Origin of the sequence: Paenibacillus sp. V4I5 (assembly GCF_030817255.1) — a bacterium.
In the GTDB taxonomy this organism is placed as follows: Bacteria; Bacillota; Bacilli; order Paenibacillales; family NBRC-103111; genus Paenibacillus_E.
Genome location: NZ_JAUSZB010000002.1, coordinates 970,820 through 983,702, shown reverse-complemented (window position 1 = coordinate 983,702; position 12,883 = coordinate 970,820). Strand labels below are relative to the sequence as shown.

General features: G+C 41.4%; 16 protein-coding genes, 1 pseudogene and 1 riboswitch. All 17 genes and pseudogenes read left to right on the top strand.

Annotation, left to right across the window (positions count from 1 at the left end; translation table 11 throughout):
* Positions 1–4 precede the first annotated feature (4 nt).
* The 17 genes and pseudogenes from QFZ78_RS06550 (at position 5) to QFZ78_RS06470 (ending at position 12,853) form a co-directional block, all read left to right on the top strand.
* A complete protein-coding gene (locus tag QFZ78_RS06550; RefSeq protein WP_307546220.1) occupies positions 5–796 on the top strand; it encodes an ABC transporter ATP-binding protein in 792 nt (263 codons plus the stop codon).
* A 39-nt stretch (positions 797–835) separates the two neighbouring features.
* On the top strand, positions 836–1,675 hold the full coding sequence (locus tag QFZ78_RS06545; protein ID WP_307546219.1) for an ABC transporter ATP-binding protein: 840 nt from the start codon (positions 836–838) through the stop codon (positions 1,673–1,675).
* Positions 1,676–3,075: 1,400 nt separating this feature from the next.
* Entirely contained in the window at positions 3,076–3,501 is a 426-nt protein-coding gene (locus QFZ78_RS06540) for a Rossmann-fold NAD(P)-binding domain-containing protein (RefSeq protein WP_307546218.1), read from the top strand.
* Positions 3,502–3,563: 62 nt separating this feature from the next.
* Positions 3,564–3,722, top strand: coding sequence for a XapX domain-containing protein (locus QFZ78_RS06535; RefSeq protein ID WP_057302270.1), 159 nt, complete (start codon positions 3,564–3,566; stop codon positions 3,720–3,722).
* Between the two features lie 108 nt (positions 3,723–3,830).
* Positions 3,831–3,953, top strand: a pseudogene (locus QFZ78_RS06530) (Gfo/Idh/MocA family protein); the annotation flags it as partial.
* A gap of 159 nt (positions 3,954–4,112) precedes the next feature.
* A complete protein-coding gene (locus tag QFZ78_RS06525; RefSeq protein WP_307555521.1) occupies positions 4,113–4,583 on the top strand; it encodes a DinB family protein in 471 nt (156 codons plus the stop codon).
* Positions 4,584–4,724: 141 nt separating this feature from the next.
* Positions 4,725–4,857, top strand: a riboswitch (cyclic di-AMP (ydaO/yuaA leader).
* Between the two features lie 5 nt (positions 4,858–4,862).
* On the top strand, positions 4,863–5,513 hold the full coding sequence (locus QFZ78_RS06520; RefSeq protein ID WP_307546216.1) for a CAP domain-containing protein: 651 nt from the start codon (positions 4,863–4,865) through the stop codon (positions 5,511–5,513).
* Positions 5,514–5,662: 149 nt separating this feature from the next.
* The gene (locus tag QFZ78_RS06515) at positions 5,663–6,022 is read left to right on the top strand and encodes an LURP-one-related family protein (protein WP_307546215.1); all 360 of its coding nucleotides are present in this window, start codon (positions 5,663–5,665) and stop codon (positions 6,020–6,022) included.
* Between the two features lie 233 nt (positions 6,023–6,255).
* Positions 6,256–6,786, top strand: coding sequence for a 2'-5' RNA ligase family protein (locus tag QFZ78_RS06510; protein WP_307546214.1), 531 nt, complete (start codon positions 6,256–6,258; stop codon positions 6,784–6,786).
* 70 nt (positions 6,787–6,856) lie between these two features.
* A complete protein-coding gene (locus QFZ78_RS06505; protein WP_307546213.1) occupies positions 6,857–7,336 on the top strand; it encodes a DinB family protein in 480 nt (159 codons plus the stop codon).
* A gap of 153 nt (positions 7,337–7,489) precedes the next feature.
* On the top strand, positions 7,490–7,945 hold the full coding sequence (locus tag QFZ78_RS06500; protein WP_307546212.1) for a GNAT family N-acetyltransferase: 456 nt from the start codon (positions 7,490–7,492) through the stop codon (positions 7,943–7,945).
* 25 nt (positions 7,946–7,970) lie between these two features.
* Positions 7,971–8,477, top strand: a complete 507-nt coding sequence (locus QFZ78_RS06495; RefSeq protein ID WP_307546211.1) for a DUF402 domain-containing protein — start codon at positions 7,971–7,973, stop codon at positions 8,475–8,477.
* A 16-nt stretch (positions 8,478–8,493) separates the two neighbouring features.
* The gene (locus QFZ78_RS06490; RefSeq protein WP_307546210.1) at positions 8,494–8,784 is read left to right on the top strand and encodes a DUF5316 domain-containing protein; all 291 of its coding nucleotides are present in this window, start codon (positions 8,494–8,496) and stop codon (positions 8,782–8,784) included.
* A 191-nt stretch (positions 8,785–8,975) separates the two neighbouring features.
* The gene (locus tag QFZ78_RS06485; protein WP_307546209.1) at positions 8,976–9,806 is read left to right on the top strand and encodes a sugar phosphate isomerase/epimerase family protein; all 831 of its coding nucleotides are present in this window, start codon (positions 8,976–8,978) and stop codon (positions 9,804–9,806) included.
* A gap of 183 nt (positions 9,807–9,989) precedes the next feature.
* The gene (locus QFZ78_RS06480; RefSeq protein ID WP_307546208.1) at positions 9,990–10,901 is read left to right on the top strand and encodes a phosphotransferase family protein; all 912 of its coding nucleotides are present in this window, start codon (positions 9,990–9,992) and stop codon (positions 10,899–10,901) included.
* A gap of 39 nt (positions 10,902–10,940) precedes the next feature.
* On the top strand, positions 10,941–11,726 hold the full coding sequence (locus QFZ78_RS06475) for an arylamine N-acetyltransferase family protein (RefSeq protein ID WP_307546207.1): 786 nt from the start codon (positions 10,941–10,943) through the stop codon (positions 11,724–11,726).
* A gap of 221 nt (positions 11,727–11,947) precedes the next feature.
* A complete protein-coding gene (locus tag QFZ78_RS06470; RefSeq protein WP_307546206.1) occupies positions 11,948–12,853 on the top strand; it encodes an NUDIX hydrolase in 906 nt (301 codons plus the stop codon).
* Positions 12,854–12,883: the final 30 nt, after the last annotated feature.

Here is a 12,883-nt window from a genome sequence, read left to right as displayed (position 1 = left end):
ACGTATGAAGGCGAATCGATCTGTGTTAACAGTCCGTGATTTAACAATAGATCTCAGAAAACCGGAAGGCATTACACGTTTAATCAATGGGGTAAGTCTGGAGTTGCAACCAGGATCTGTGCTAGGAATCGTCGGAGAGAGCGGAAGTGGCAAATCGATAACATGTCTTGCTTGTATGGGTTTATTGCCACCAAATGCGATGATAAGCAGAGGAAGTATCGCACTTCTTGGACGGGAGTTGGCAATGCTCGCACAGGAAGAGTGGCGTTCGCTGCGAAGATCACGTCTATCCATGATCATGCAGAATCCGATGGCCGCGTTTAATCCCATACGCCGAATAAGCGACCACTTTGTCGAAACGTTAAGGGGGCAAGGGAAGATTAGTCGGGAGGAAGCCTGGGAGCTGGCAATAACCTCATTAGAGCAGTTGAATCTGCCTAGACCTGCACTACTGATGAACCAGTACCCCTTCCAATTGAGCGGAGGCATGCTTCAACGAGTCATGATTGCTATTGCGATGGCTGCTCGCCCTGATGTTCTAATCGCAGACGAACCCACCACTGCTTTGGATACGGGGAGTCAACTGCTCGTATTGCGCGAACTCGGAGAGTTGTGCCGGAATGCCGGTACTGCTTTGATCATCGTGACACACGACTTAGATGTTATCGCAGAAATTGCCGATGATGTTGCGGTCATGTATCAAGGCGAGATTGTGGAAACAGCATCGGTCCATCAGTTATTTAACAATCCTGTACATCCATATGCTCATTTACTCGTAAATACTAGAATCTGTTAATTCGCAGTAATAACGTCAAAGATTGGGGAGGGGATCCGAATGAACTTGCTAGAGGTGTCTGGCGTATCAAAATCTTACCAGTCTGAGCGCACCTTATGGGGGAAAACAACCCACTCAATGGTCCTGCACGATATTTCTTTCGATATGTTGGAAGGCGAATGTCTCGGTATCGTCGGGGAAAGCGGATCGGGCAAGAGCACGTTAGGCAAGCTTGTGCTCGGCTTGGTACGACCTGACAAAGGGCGAATCCTATTTCAAAAGAGGGATTGGCTGAATGAATCTGATAGGGATGCCCATAAGCTTCGCCGGAATTTGCAGGCCGTGTTTCAGAACTGCTCGGATGCTTTGAATCCCCGGATGACAGCACGTCAAATCATTGCTGAACCTTTGCTCAACTATGAGCGATATTCGGCTCGGAAGCTGGATCTCGTTTGCTTGGAATGGCTGGATGCAGTAGGTTTGGTTGCATCAGATGCAGACAAACTACCGCATCAGTTTAGCGGGGGACAGCAGCAGCGATTATGCATTGCTCGCGCGTTGGCTCTACACCCAAAATTAATCGTGTTAGACGAAGCGGTTAGTAGTCTCGACAGGATCCTACAGGCACAAATTCTTGAGCTATTGCAACACTTCAAGATGAAGTATAGACTATCATACCTCTTTATTTCTCATGATATCAAGGCGACTCGCTACTTGTCTGATCGTGTGGCGGTCATGGATCGTGGGGAGATTGTTGATTGGGCAGATAGTCCAAAACACTTAGAGCAATTACAACATGCTGCTTCTAGAAAGCTGCTGGATTCACAGCTTCCTTCTCATCCAGATCAGCGGATAAGACGAATAGAGGGGGAGAAATATCGAAAGGCAGGTAATCATTAGGACGGGCAGGATCTATTTCAATATTGTACAGTTCGTTACTACTATTCTAATGATGTAGTTTGTGAACAAGGAGAATACGTTTATGTCCTTTCGGAACAAAACATCGCATTACATTCACCGAACAAAATCGACAGTTAATGGAACGGGAGCTATCCACGATAAAAGCTTGATCATTTAGTTAGCCAACCTAATAGAAAATATGATTCGAAAAGGACACATGTCCTTTTTTTTGTTGTGCGCCTCACAGTCGTACAATCTAAGTGGTTCAAATCCACTCGGTAACTTTACCCTTTAAAGTGCCGTAGCCGAAGTAGAGGTCCTACTCGAATATGAGTAGGATTGGCAGGGTATACGACTAAGTATATCTTGTAGGAAAACAAACAAAGGGATATGACCTACAGAACTCATCGACATGAGTAGGGTCAGGATGGATGGAATAGAATGTACAGATAACTGAGGGAAGTCTCGTAGTTTCCTGACGCAAACGTGGATAAGGTAGGGGAGGTATAACCTTAAAGGGAAAGCCAATCGATGGGCTGCGAGATGGAGGATCATTCCGTAGTAGTGAGTAAGTCCGAGCCGATGAAAGCAGGTAACAGTCTGGAGGAAAAAAACGCGAGCCGCATAACCTGCTCCCAATTCAAAAGAGGGAAGATAGAGGCAAAGGGAATGTGCTTCGTCAAAGATTCATGGATTTTAGCGAGCACATTGCCGTCCCTCCGTTTCAATGTATAAGTTAAAAATGAGTGGGAAATAATAAGAAGTAAGCACTACCCTTAACCCAATTGCTATTTCGTAGGACCGATTCCATGGCTTGCCCATGACGGAGGTTCCTATCGACATTTCTTAGCTTTTGTTAAGGAGGAGATGCTTATGTTAAAGTACAGAACAAAGGAAAAAACAGTAGAAATCTCAGCTCGCTTCGTTATTGCAATTGCTTCGGCAATTAGCACAATAGTCGGAGTACTAGCCGTATATCTATCGCATTAGTTCTGTGCCTGAATGGCCGTCCAATTGGGCGGCCTATTCTAATTCCCCACCCCTTATTGCTGCTCAACGATCCTCAGCATCCTTGGATTAGCCGCGATCTGAGCGGAAGCAATCTCATAGGCCTCAAGATCAGCCTTCCTGAACAGTTCCATGAACAAATACAAGTTCTCTTGAATGAGATCAAACTCGGGTGTTTGCCTAACAAGACCTTTATTAGTCTCGGTTAAAACTTGTATAAACTTTTTCCTATCAAGTAGTCCTTGTTCTTCATTTTTCTGGTGATCTATCACCTTAGTATTGAATAAGTCTACTGTTTGTTTTACTTTTCTATTGGTTGTTGTCAGTATTGGAGCATAAAGAAGAAGTTTCAACGGTTAGACGAATGGACCCGCATGAGGGTGCGTGCCTTTATGCGTCAAAAGAAATCTACGGTTTCTAACTGGCTGATTCCTAACAAAGTATTGGAATCGGCGGAATTGGAACATAAGCCAAGCAGGTCAGAAGGGATTACGGTATATGGTCAAAGATCCGATGGCCGCGAAGAGCATGGGCGCAACATTCACAGTGTATTACAGTATAAGCCGTACCTATTAATTGATAATGATGCTGATTTAACAATCTCTATTCCGATTATTGTAATAAATGACTGCTATTTGAAGCAAATTATTGAGAACGAGCACGGTGTAGGACAGACGATTGTCGAAGGTTTTGTGCATACGACGAATTTGATTTTACCTACCCGACGGTTTGTTATTATCGGATATGGAATGTGCGGCCGAGGATTATTGCATTCGGCCTCCCAATTACGTAAATATCGAGCTAAAGTAGCCAGTTAAATGCTAAAGCTATTAAGCTATCGAATTTAAGAATGCAGTCTAACAATCGAGGTGTCTAAAGTATGAAGGAGCTTCTGTTGTCATTAGGAGCAGGTTTAATTATTGGTGTTTTATTCAAGGTGTTGAAGCTGCCTTTGCCCGCACCGCCTGTACTGTCGGGTATTCTAGGAATTGTAGGTATTTATGCAGGCGGCAAGATAATGGAATTGTTTCTAAAATAGGAAGCAGGACTAAATGAAAAAGGAGGAGGAGCCTTAACGGGTTTCATCCTTCTTTTTTTATGTTAATGAAGATTTTACATAAACTTTGGATAAAAGGAAGCGATTTATATGAACAAATCCAGACTTTGTTTTTTAGGTGCGGGTTTTCATGCATCAACGAATATTTTCTTTTCAGCCATCGAAGCCGGAGCGGAAATAGTAGGAATTGCTACACGAAGTTTGGATCGGTCATAAATCACTGTCATCAGACGTATAAAGCTGGCAGGCTAAATTGAATAGGGGATTATTTACATACGAACAAATGTACTGTATATTTGTTCGTATGAGAAAACTGCATATTTATAAAACAAATAGGATTGGATTATTGAGAAATCAAAAGGAGTGTTAATCATTAACGGAATAGATCTTGTTATATTGAACTTGGAAGAAGTCCGACGTAGAAGTATAAAAGTGTGGAGCGTTATTCCTCTAACTATGCTGGATTGGAAGCCTGATGCACACGCCTTAAGCATGAAAGAAATGATCCGACACGTATTGGATGGCGAGCATTATTATCATCTTGCGTTACTTAACTGTGGAAGTTTGCCTTCTTACGATTCTCCTTATGACAATCGGGAATTTTCTTCGGTGGAGGATGAACTGATATTCGCACAAGTGTACAGAGAACAATTCTTGAATACCGTTAAATTCTTCACTCCTGAGGATTTGTCAAATATTAAAATTAATCGAAGTGACGTAGGGTATGTTCGAACTTTAGGAGATATGTTAATGAGGATCGCATACCACGAATCCGTTCACACCGGGCAACTGCTAGATTATATGCGAACGGCTGGAATCGATCGGCCTCAAATATGGGATTGAATGAGGTTGCTGGTGATTGGAATTCACTGTTTTGGACAAGAAGAAACGGCTGATACCGCTTACAAAATGTTCTTGGAAAATTTTGAGTCATGTTCTCTATGATTTCACATGTTACAATTTGTGAGATCTATGTGGATCAAATAACTCAGAAGGCCGAAGCTTCATGTGAAGCACGGGGGACCCATTATTTGGGGTGAAGCCGCGTCAGCGGCCGGGTGATTACTCTTTGATCCGAATCCGACAGCTAACCTCGCAGGCCGCAAAAAGGAGAGGTTTATTTTGAAACGTTACAAAAAGCTTGTGGTTACCGGCGCAATAGGATTGAGCGTCCTCGTAGGTTCGAGCGCGGCAATGGCCGCACCAGCAACCCATGCAGTATCAGGCAATGATACCATGTGGCTAATATCCAAGAAGTATGGCATCAGCCTATCTTCGCTTATTAAGGCAAATCCTCAGGTTGCCAATCCGAACGTGATTTGGTCTGGTATGAGCCTCAACATTCCTGGCAGCAAGAGCATAAATGCAGGTACCAAAACGCCAGTTACAAGTGCTCCATCCCAATCAACTTTTGCTAGCCAAGTCGTTAACTTAGTTAACCAGGAACGATCTAAAGCAGGACTGCGTCCATTAACCGGCAACAGCGCACTTACCGCCATGGCTTTGGACAAAGCGAAGGATATGTATAACAATGGTTATTTCGATCATACTTCTCCGACCTATGGGTCTCCTTTTGATATGATGAGCAAATACGGCATTCGCTATTCCTACGCAGGTGAAAACATTGCAAAAGGTCAACAAACGCCTGAAGCTGTCATGAAAGCTTGGATGAACAGCCCGGGTCATCGTCAAAACATTCTAAGCCCCAACTTCACACAAATCGGTGTTGCTTTTTATAACGGCGAATGGGTACAAGAATTCATTAGTAACTAATACAGCAACGTATATTAGCAGAAAATATCTAGATAAACCAGCAACCTTTTGTTTGCTGGTTTTTTCGGTTTTTAATAATAAGGCATTGTTGGGAATGACTAACATTTTTGATCTCTGCATCGTATATATACCAGAGGGAGGCGATTGTATTGAATCTATATTTCAGGGATAATTTTTTTAATACCGGTGTTACGGAGATTCGGGACGAACAGGGAAAAGATGTCGGTCATATAGATTTGAAGAGCTCTTTTGGTTCTACGATCGAGGTGTTTGGGCATAATGGCCAGCTGTTGTGCAAAGGAAGTTTTCCGATATTCTCAAGCAAATGGGAGGTTACGGGTGCCGATGGGGGGCAATTAGGCGTGTTGAGAAGCAGAATTGCTTTGTTCACCAAGAAATTCACATATGAAACCAAAGGGCAAGGCAGCTACGAGATTATTTCCCCAGTATTTTCAAAGGAATATGAGATATCCGATGATTCCGGCGCACTTGTTGCTCGTTTCGAATAAGTAAACGGCTGGTTTTCTTCAGGGGCTTTTCTTCTGAACAATCAAAGCGAATATTTGGATACTTACGAACTTGTTGCGGTGATCATGGGCATGCACGCTATCCAGAAAAGGCAGAACGCTGGGGCAAACAACACAATCTATTGAATGTAGAGTAGATGTTCATCAAATTTCCAATCCATGGTATGATTCTTTCCAATAGCTGTTCCCTCAGGATTGAAAGGTTGGTGTCATAAATGCAGTATTTCATAGGCATCGTTCCTCCCGACGAATATCTAGAACGAGTAGTTGCGTTTCAAAAACGTTGGTTGAGTAATGGTCTTCCGAATGTCGTTGAGCCTCACGTGACTGTTAAAGCACAAAGCGGGCTTACCCTAGATATGGCTTGGCTCGAAAAGGTAAAGGTTGTATGCTCATCGTTTTCAAAGTTTCAGTTGGCGCTCTCCGAGCCTGCTTTGTTCGGAAATCAAGTTATCTTCCTCAGTGTTCAATCAAATGAACTAGTAGAGCTTCACAAAAAGTTAGTGAATGTAGTAACACCATCAAAAGAACTTATGCAACGCTATGCTGAATTGGATCTTTTTACTCCTCATTTGACTTTGGGGCAAACGTATTGGGGGATGAAAGAATCTGAAATATTGGAAATGAAATCTGAGGCGGGAGATGTCCTTGCTCCTTTTCCAACATTCACAGTCTCTTATGTCAGAGTTTATAAAGAAGTACAACCCAACAAATACCAACTGTATGAGGACATCAAGCTTGCTTAATAATGAGAATATATGTTCTTGTAAGTAGATTTGTGCTATGATCTATCCATTATAACTAGGAGGTGATCTCATGAATTTACGCAGCACAATCAGCGAATACGAACAATTTTGCAGTTGGACAAATATTTTGTACCAACTAAGTGATAAGGATTGGCATAGCCCAATTCAAGTAGGAAAGGCGTCGATAGCCGAAATCATTGCGCATCTTAGAAATTGGGATCTTCATCTAATAAACGTAGTCATTCCTTCGATCAGGGAGGGCAAAGGAATGGAGTTTCCCGATTTCAACTTTTTCAATAGCAGAGCTTATCAATACGCACATTCGGGTATATCGAAAGATCAACTCCTTCAAGAATTCTCAAGCGATAGAATGAAACTGATTGATCTATTAAAGAGCATGAAATCCGAGGATTTACTGCTAGAAGTAACAGCAAACGGTGTATCAAATTGCCCTAAAACAGGTATGCCATACTCACTTCTATACATAATTCAAGAGTTTACTGAGCACGATGATCATCACAAAAAGCAAATTTTAAGTGTTCTAAATTAAGCTAACATGCACCGATAGTGAAGGAGCTTGCTTCAGCAGCTCCTCTTTTCTATTAAACGGGTGAGATATTTGTAGAGCAATCAAAACGTGTTGATTATCTAACAATGATCATCTATTATAATGATAAAAAATAGAGATAATGGAGTGATTTTTTTGGATATTAAAGTAGATGATTTAACTGGTTCTAAAGTGATTGCATTAATCGGGGAACATCTTCAGAATATGGCACTTTTATCTCCGCCAGAAAGTACACATGCCCTAAATCTTGATAATTTGAAAAAACCAGAAATTACCTTCTGGAGCGGATGGGAACAAGATGAATTAGTTGGTTGCGGGGCAATTAAGGAACTTGATAGTCAACATGGAGAGATAAAATCAATGCGAACTTCTTCATCACACCTTAGAAAAGGCGTTGCAAGACGAATCCTTGAACACATCATTGAAGAAGCCAAGCGACGTGGCTATCAACGGTTAAGTTTGGAAACGGGCTCAATGGATGCTTTCGAGCCAGCTAGACGATTGTATGCAAGTTTTGGTTTTCAAAATTGCGAGCCGTTTTCGGATTACATAGAGGACCCAAATAGTGTATTTATGACAAAAGAGTTATGAATATTCGAACCATAAGGATGATACAATGGATAATCACATAACAATTCAGGCATTAAAATATGGAGATTTACTTCATTACGAGTGGAAGACAACTTTATTAGATAAGACAGATTCACACATTTTTGTCTTAGGCGAGTACGGAAGAAAATTAAATCATTACACGAAGCAAAAGGTATTTACTATTGAAGCTTGGACTATTGAATATTTCTCATTTCATTCATGGTTTACGGTTAGTGCTGATGTAGTGGGCGGTAAAATTCAACAATTCTATTGCAATATAAATCAACCTGCGAAGATGGAAGGAAACATTGTCTCTTTTGTAGATTTAGACCTGGATTATTTACAAAGAAATGGTGAATGGAAGGTTGTTGACGAAGATGAGTTTGAGAGCAATGCAATTAAATTTGCTTATCCAGTAGCTCTCATTCATAAAGCTAGGCAAGAGTTACTGGGCTTAAAGGAACTTATTAGAACAAAAACGTTTCCCTTCGATGGATCGCTCGAATTGTTTATTGACCGTATTCCAAGATAAATTTTGGAGGGTAATAATGAAAAATGCACTTCTATGGGGTGGTATCTCCGCCACAATAATCAGTTTAATAACTTGGAGAATACTTGACCTAGATAAGCTATTTACATTATTAATGTATATCGTATTGGGCGCGTTAATCTTATCTGCAATATTATCTGGGGCTTTACTTAGTGGGGATAGAATAAGAGCAAATTATCATACAGAAAATGCCAATGACAGAAATGAGAGAAACAGATTAATAACCAGGTTGTTATTATTTGTTTCCCCATATGTTGTAATAGCCTTCTTTATATATCAGATCAAGTGAGATTTTATGGTAAAATAATTGATCCAAACCATCATATCTTTGATAAGATGGTTTTTTGCATCTTTAGAATATAAAGTTTCAGTCTGTACAAAAGCAGCATAATAAGAGATATATCTGTGATTTCGTATATTGTGATCTCCGCAATGCTCTGATAAGATACTACCAACAGTAGCGCCGAAAGGGTGGATGGTATGCCATTTTTATCATTAACGAGTTGGAGTTTACATCGGAATCTTGGACCTTTGCGGTGGACCCGCTGGGATGAAAACACGCGTACTCAAATAACGGATATCCAAGACCAACCTGAACTCAACTCTCTGCTTGAATTACCGGCAGTTCTCTCGAAGAAAGGTTTTAGATCACTGGAAGTATGTCATTTCCATTTTCCGAATACAAGTGAAGAATATCTACAAGGATTGAAACAGGCATTCACGGAAGCAGATCTCCAGTTTTACACGCTGCTAATTGAATACGGTGATATTTCCAGTTCGGATGAATTGCGCAGACAATCGGACATCGCGTGGATCAAAGGATGGATCGATATTGCTGCACGAGCAGGAGCTGAGAGGGTACGCGTGATAGCCGGTGATGCGGAACCTATGGATCTAGAAGCTTTGAAGAGATCAGTTGATGCATTTCGAGAACTAAGTTGTTATGCCGCTGAGCAAGGAGTACGCGTTGTTACAGAAAACTTTCACTCACTAACATCAATCGCGGATAATTGCCTTGCCTTATTGGAAGGATGCGGGGAGCTCCTTGGGCTAACCTCGGATTTTGGCAATTTTAAAGGTAGCGAGAAATATGGTGAACTTGTCAAAACGATTCCGCACAGTGAGTCGATCCATGCCAAAGCACAAACGAATGCGGATGGATATCCGGATGAAGCTGAGTTTAATCGCTGTATGGAAATTGCCAAGCAAGCTGGGTATGAAGGTCCTATAACTCTTGTTTATGACGGACCTGGCGATATGTGGGAAGGCATTGAGCGTGTAAGGAAGCTTGCAACACCTTATTTGAATTAAATTAATATTACAAGCCGCGTATATTGCGGTTTTTTTAATTTCAAGTATGACCAATCCTAAAGCAATGAATACGAAACATATTATTGATAATATAGATGCTTTAGGATGGGAGTTACAGAAAGAAGACCTTGATCTTATTAACGTTACATTTCCAAATCAACTTAACTGACCAAGGAGGAACCTATGGAGGATTTCAATCAAATGGCGAATCGTTTTGTGAAGGCGCATTTCGGTGACCGTGCCCAAAATCTTGTGCCCCTCGCTGCTGGTGATTGGTCGAAGGCCTATTCCTTCATGCTCGACGGGCATGCAATGGTTATCCGCTTCGGCACCTATCTGGACGACTTTAAAAAGGATCGTGTGATGGGTAAACTTTCCTCGGACATACTTCCGATTCCGAAGGTTCTTGAGGTTGGCGAGACGGAGAGCGGCTTCTACGCCGTATCCAAGCGAGTTTCTGGAAAGCATCTCGATGAGCTGAACGGGCCTGAGATACGACTTGTCCTGCCGCAATTGTTCGACGCGCTCTACGAACTTCAGAAACTTGACCTTACTGACACAAAAGAGGTTGGCCTTTGGCGTCCAGATGGGGCTGCTCCGAGTTGGGGGGAGGAGCTTCTCTCTGTTGATGAGCCTCGGGATCGACTAGCGGGCTGGCGCGAGCGACTTGACGCTTCTCCTCAGGAGGCACGGGTCTTCGATGCTGGAGTAGAAAGACTACGTCAGATCGTAACACAGCTTTCAGATTTCCGTGGAATCGTCCATAACGACCTTTTGAACCGAAACGTGCTGGTGGACGGAGGGAGGTTAACAGGAGTAATCGACTGGGGAAATGCGTTCTATGGTGATCCTCTTTACGATAACGCTTTGTTTCTTTATTGGTGGTCTTGGTTTCCGAAATGGCAAGAGATTGACTTGCAGGAAATTCTAGATAATCATTGGGACAAACATGGAGGACGGCCCACACAACTAGAGGAGCGTCTTCTCAGCTGTCTCATCCACATCAGCCTCGACCATATCGCCTACAGCGCCTTCAGGCAACGTCCAGAGGATATGAAGCGCCACGCCAAGCAATTGTTGACCTACATTCGCTAAGATCATTAATCTTTGAATAAAAACATGGAGGGAAATTTTTTGGATGAGTTGAATGGATTATTTCGTAAAAGAATGGGTATTCCAGAAAATCAAAAACTTACATTTGAAACATTAGATAACATTCTTAGGAAAACAGCAATATCTCTTCCTTTTGAAAATTTAAGCATCATTTCAAATAAAACAAGTGCTATAACAAAAGAGAGTTTGATTACCAAAATGCTCGTGAAAAATGAAGGTGGTCTATGCTATCAATTGAATCCTTTGCTATATTTTTTCTTAGTTGAAAATGGGTTTAATGCCGTGTTAGTTCGCGGAGAAGTATACAATTATGCAACGAAGGACTGGTCCAGACTTGGTAGAACTCATGTTGCTATACTTTTGAAGCACAAAAATCAAACGTACTTGGTTGATACCGGTTTTGGTGGAAACCTACCACTAAAACCTGTGCCGCTAAATGGAGAAACTACCACCTCTGTGAATGGAGAATTTCGAGTCAAGGCAATGGAAAGTGATTATGGCGACTATATACTTGAAATGAAACTAAAATATAAAGATACCGATTGGAAAATAGGGTATGCTTTTGATACAAAAAGACCATTAGAGAAATTATCTGAATTGAACGAAGTTCAAGGAATCATCGTCCAGCATAAAGAGTCACGATTCAACAAAACCCCACTCATTACCCAACTTACAAGCGATGGAAATATAACGTTAACCGATGCTTCTTTCACACAATGGATGAATGGTAATTCGAAAAAGGAACAGATTGACAACGATAAATTCAAAGAGCTAGCAAAACAACATTTTGGATTTCAAGAACTATGAGAAGCCGTGTTACAGCGGCTTCTTTTTGCATGCTCCTTAACGCGAACGATCTTCAAATGACATGCAAAGCGGAACTGGCCGTCACGAATTCAGAACTAATTTCCAGAAAAGGTAAAAAAGGTATTGACAATGATTGGAATTAAAGATTAAATGATATCAACGAAATGATAATAACATTTTGTTTATAACACAATGTTTAAATCAAAGAATGGGTGATCTACATGGATAATGAGCAACTAAGAGATAAGCAGGGGCTTACTGAAGTCGAGTTTTTACAGAAGTATGATGCCAGTATTTACGAAAGACCATCTGTTACAGTAGATATGTTAATCTTCACTGTAGTTGATGAAGAAAAAGAAAACTATAGAAAGCTGCCGGAAAAGTCACTGAAACTGCTGATGGTTAAAAGGGGGGTTCATCCTTATATAGGTCAATGGGCTTTACCCGGAGGCTTTGTAACAGAGGACGAGAGTATCGATGAAGCTGCTTTGCGAGAGCTAAAAACCGAAACTAATATTGATGATGTTTATATGGAACAGCTTTATACATGGGGAGATGTAAATAGGGACCCTCGTACACGAGTTATCAGCTGTTCATATATGGCACTTGTTGATTGCAGATCACTCGAGGTGAAGGCTGGGGATGATGCGGATGATGCAAGGTGGTTCAACGTTAGGTACAGTGTGCTTGAAGAGAAGAAGACCATACTGGAGAAGGACTTTGTATTTGAAAAAGTCGTAAAGATTACTCTTTCAAACGATAAGGACATCCTGGAAGCTATTATTAAAGTTATTGAAAAGTATTCTGGAAAAACAGCAATGGTAGAAAGAGAGGTTATTGTTTCGAATGGAATTGCCTTTGATCATGCGGAAATGATCCAATATGCCGTTGAGAGACTTAGGAATAAGATTGAGTACACAGATATAGCTTTTAATCTGATGCCGGAACTTTTTACATTATCAGAGCTCCAGCAGGTTTATGAGGTTACTTTGGGAAAAGAGCTGCTTTCTGCTGCGTTTAGAAGAAAGATAGCGGATATGGTTATGGAAACCAATCAATTTACCAAGGATGCAGGGCATAGGCCTGCAAAGCTGTTCAAGTTTAATCCGAATTGGCGATATGCGTGAAGCGCAAAAACATTAAATCATAGTTGGAGG

Bases quoted from the DNA above. Each gene is read 5' to 3' on its own strand.
- QFZ78_RS06485 (WP_307546209.1), top strand. From the start codon at position 8,976: ATGCCATTTTTATCATTAACGAGTTGGAGTTTACATCGGAATCTTGGA.
- QFZ78_RS06535 (WP_057302270.1), top strand. From the start codon at position 3,564: ATGAAGGAGCTTCTGTTGTCATTAGGAGCAGGTTTAATTATTGGTGTT.
- QFZ78_RS06480 (WP_307546208.1), top strand. From the start codon at position 9,990: ATGGAGGATTTCAATCAAATGGCGAATCGTTTTGTGAAGGCGCATTTC.
- QFZ78_RS06550 (WP_307546220.1), top strand. From the start codon at position 5: ATGAAGGCGAATCGATCTGTGTTAACAGTCCGTGATTTAACAATAGAT.
- QFZ78_RS06545 (WP_307546219.1), top strand. From the start codon at position 836: ATGAACTTGCTAGAGGTGTCTGGCGTATCAAAATCTTACCAGTCTGAG.
- QFZ78_RS06505 (WP_307546213.1), top strand. From the start codon at position 6,857: ATGAATTTACGCAGCACAATCAGCGAATACGAACAATTTTGCAGTTGG.
- QFZ78_RS06490 (WP_307546210.1), top strand. From the start codon at position 8,494: ATGAAAAATGCACTTCTATGGGGTGGTATCTCCGCCACAATAATCAGT.
- QFZ78_RS06540 (WP_307546218.1), top strand. From the start codon at position 3,076: ATGCGTCAAAAGAAATCTACGGTTTCTAACTGGCTGATTCCTAACAAA.
- QFZ78_RS06510 (WP_307546214.1), top strand. From the start codon at position 6,256: ATGCAGTATTTCATAGGCATCGTTCCTCCCGACGAATATCTAGAACGA.
- QFZ78_RS06495 (WP_307546211.1), top strand. From the start codon at position 7,971: ATGGATAATCACATAACAATTCAGGCATTAAAATATGGAGATTTACTT.
- QFZ78_RS06470 (WP_307546206.1), top strand. From the start codon at position 11,948: ATGGATAATGAGCAACTAAGAGATAAGCAGGGGCTTACTGAAGTCGAG.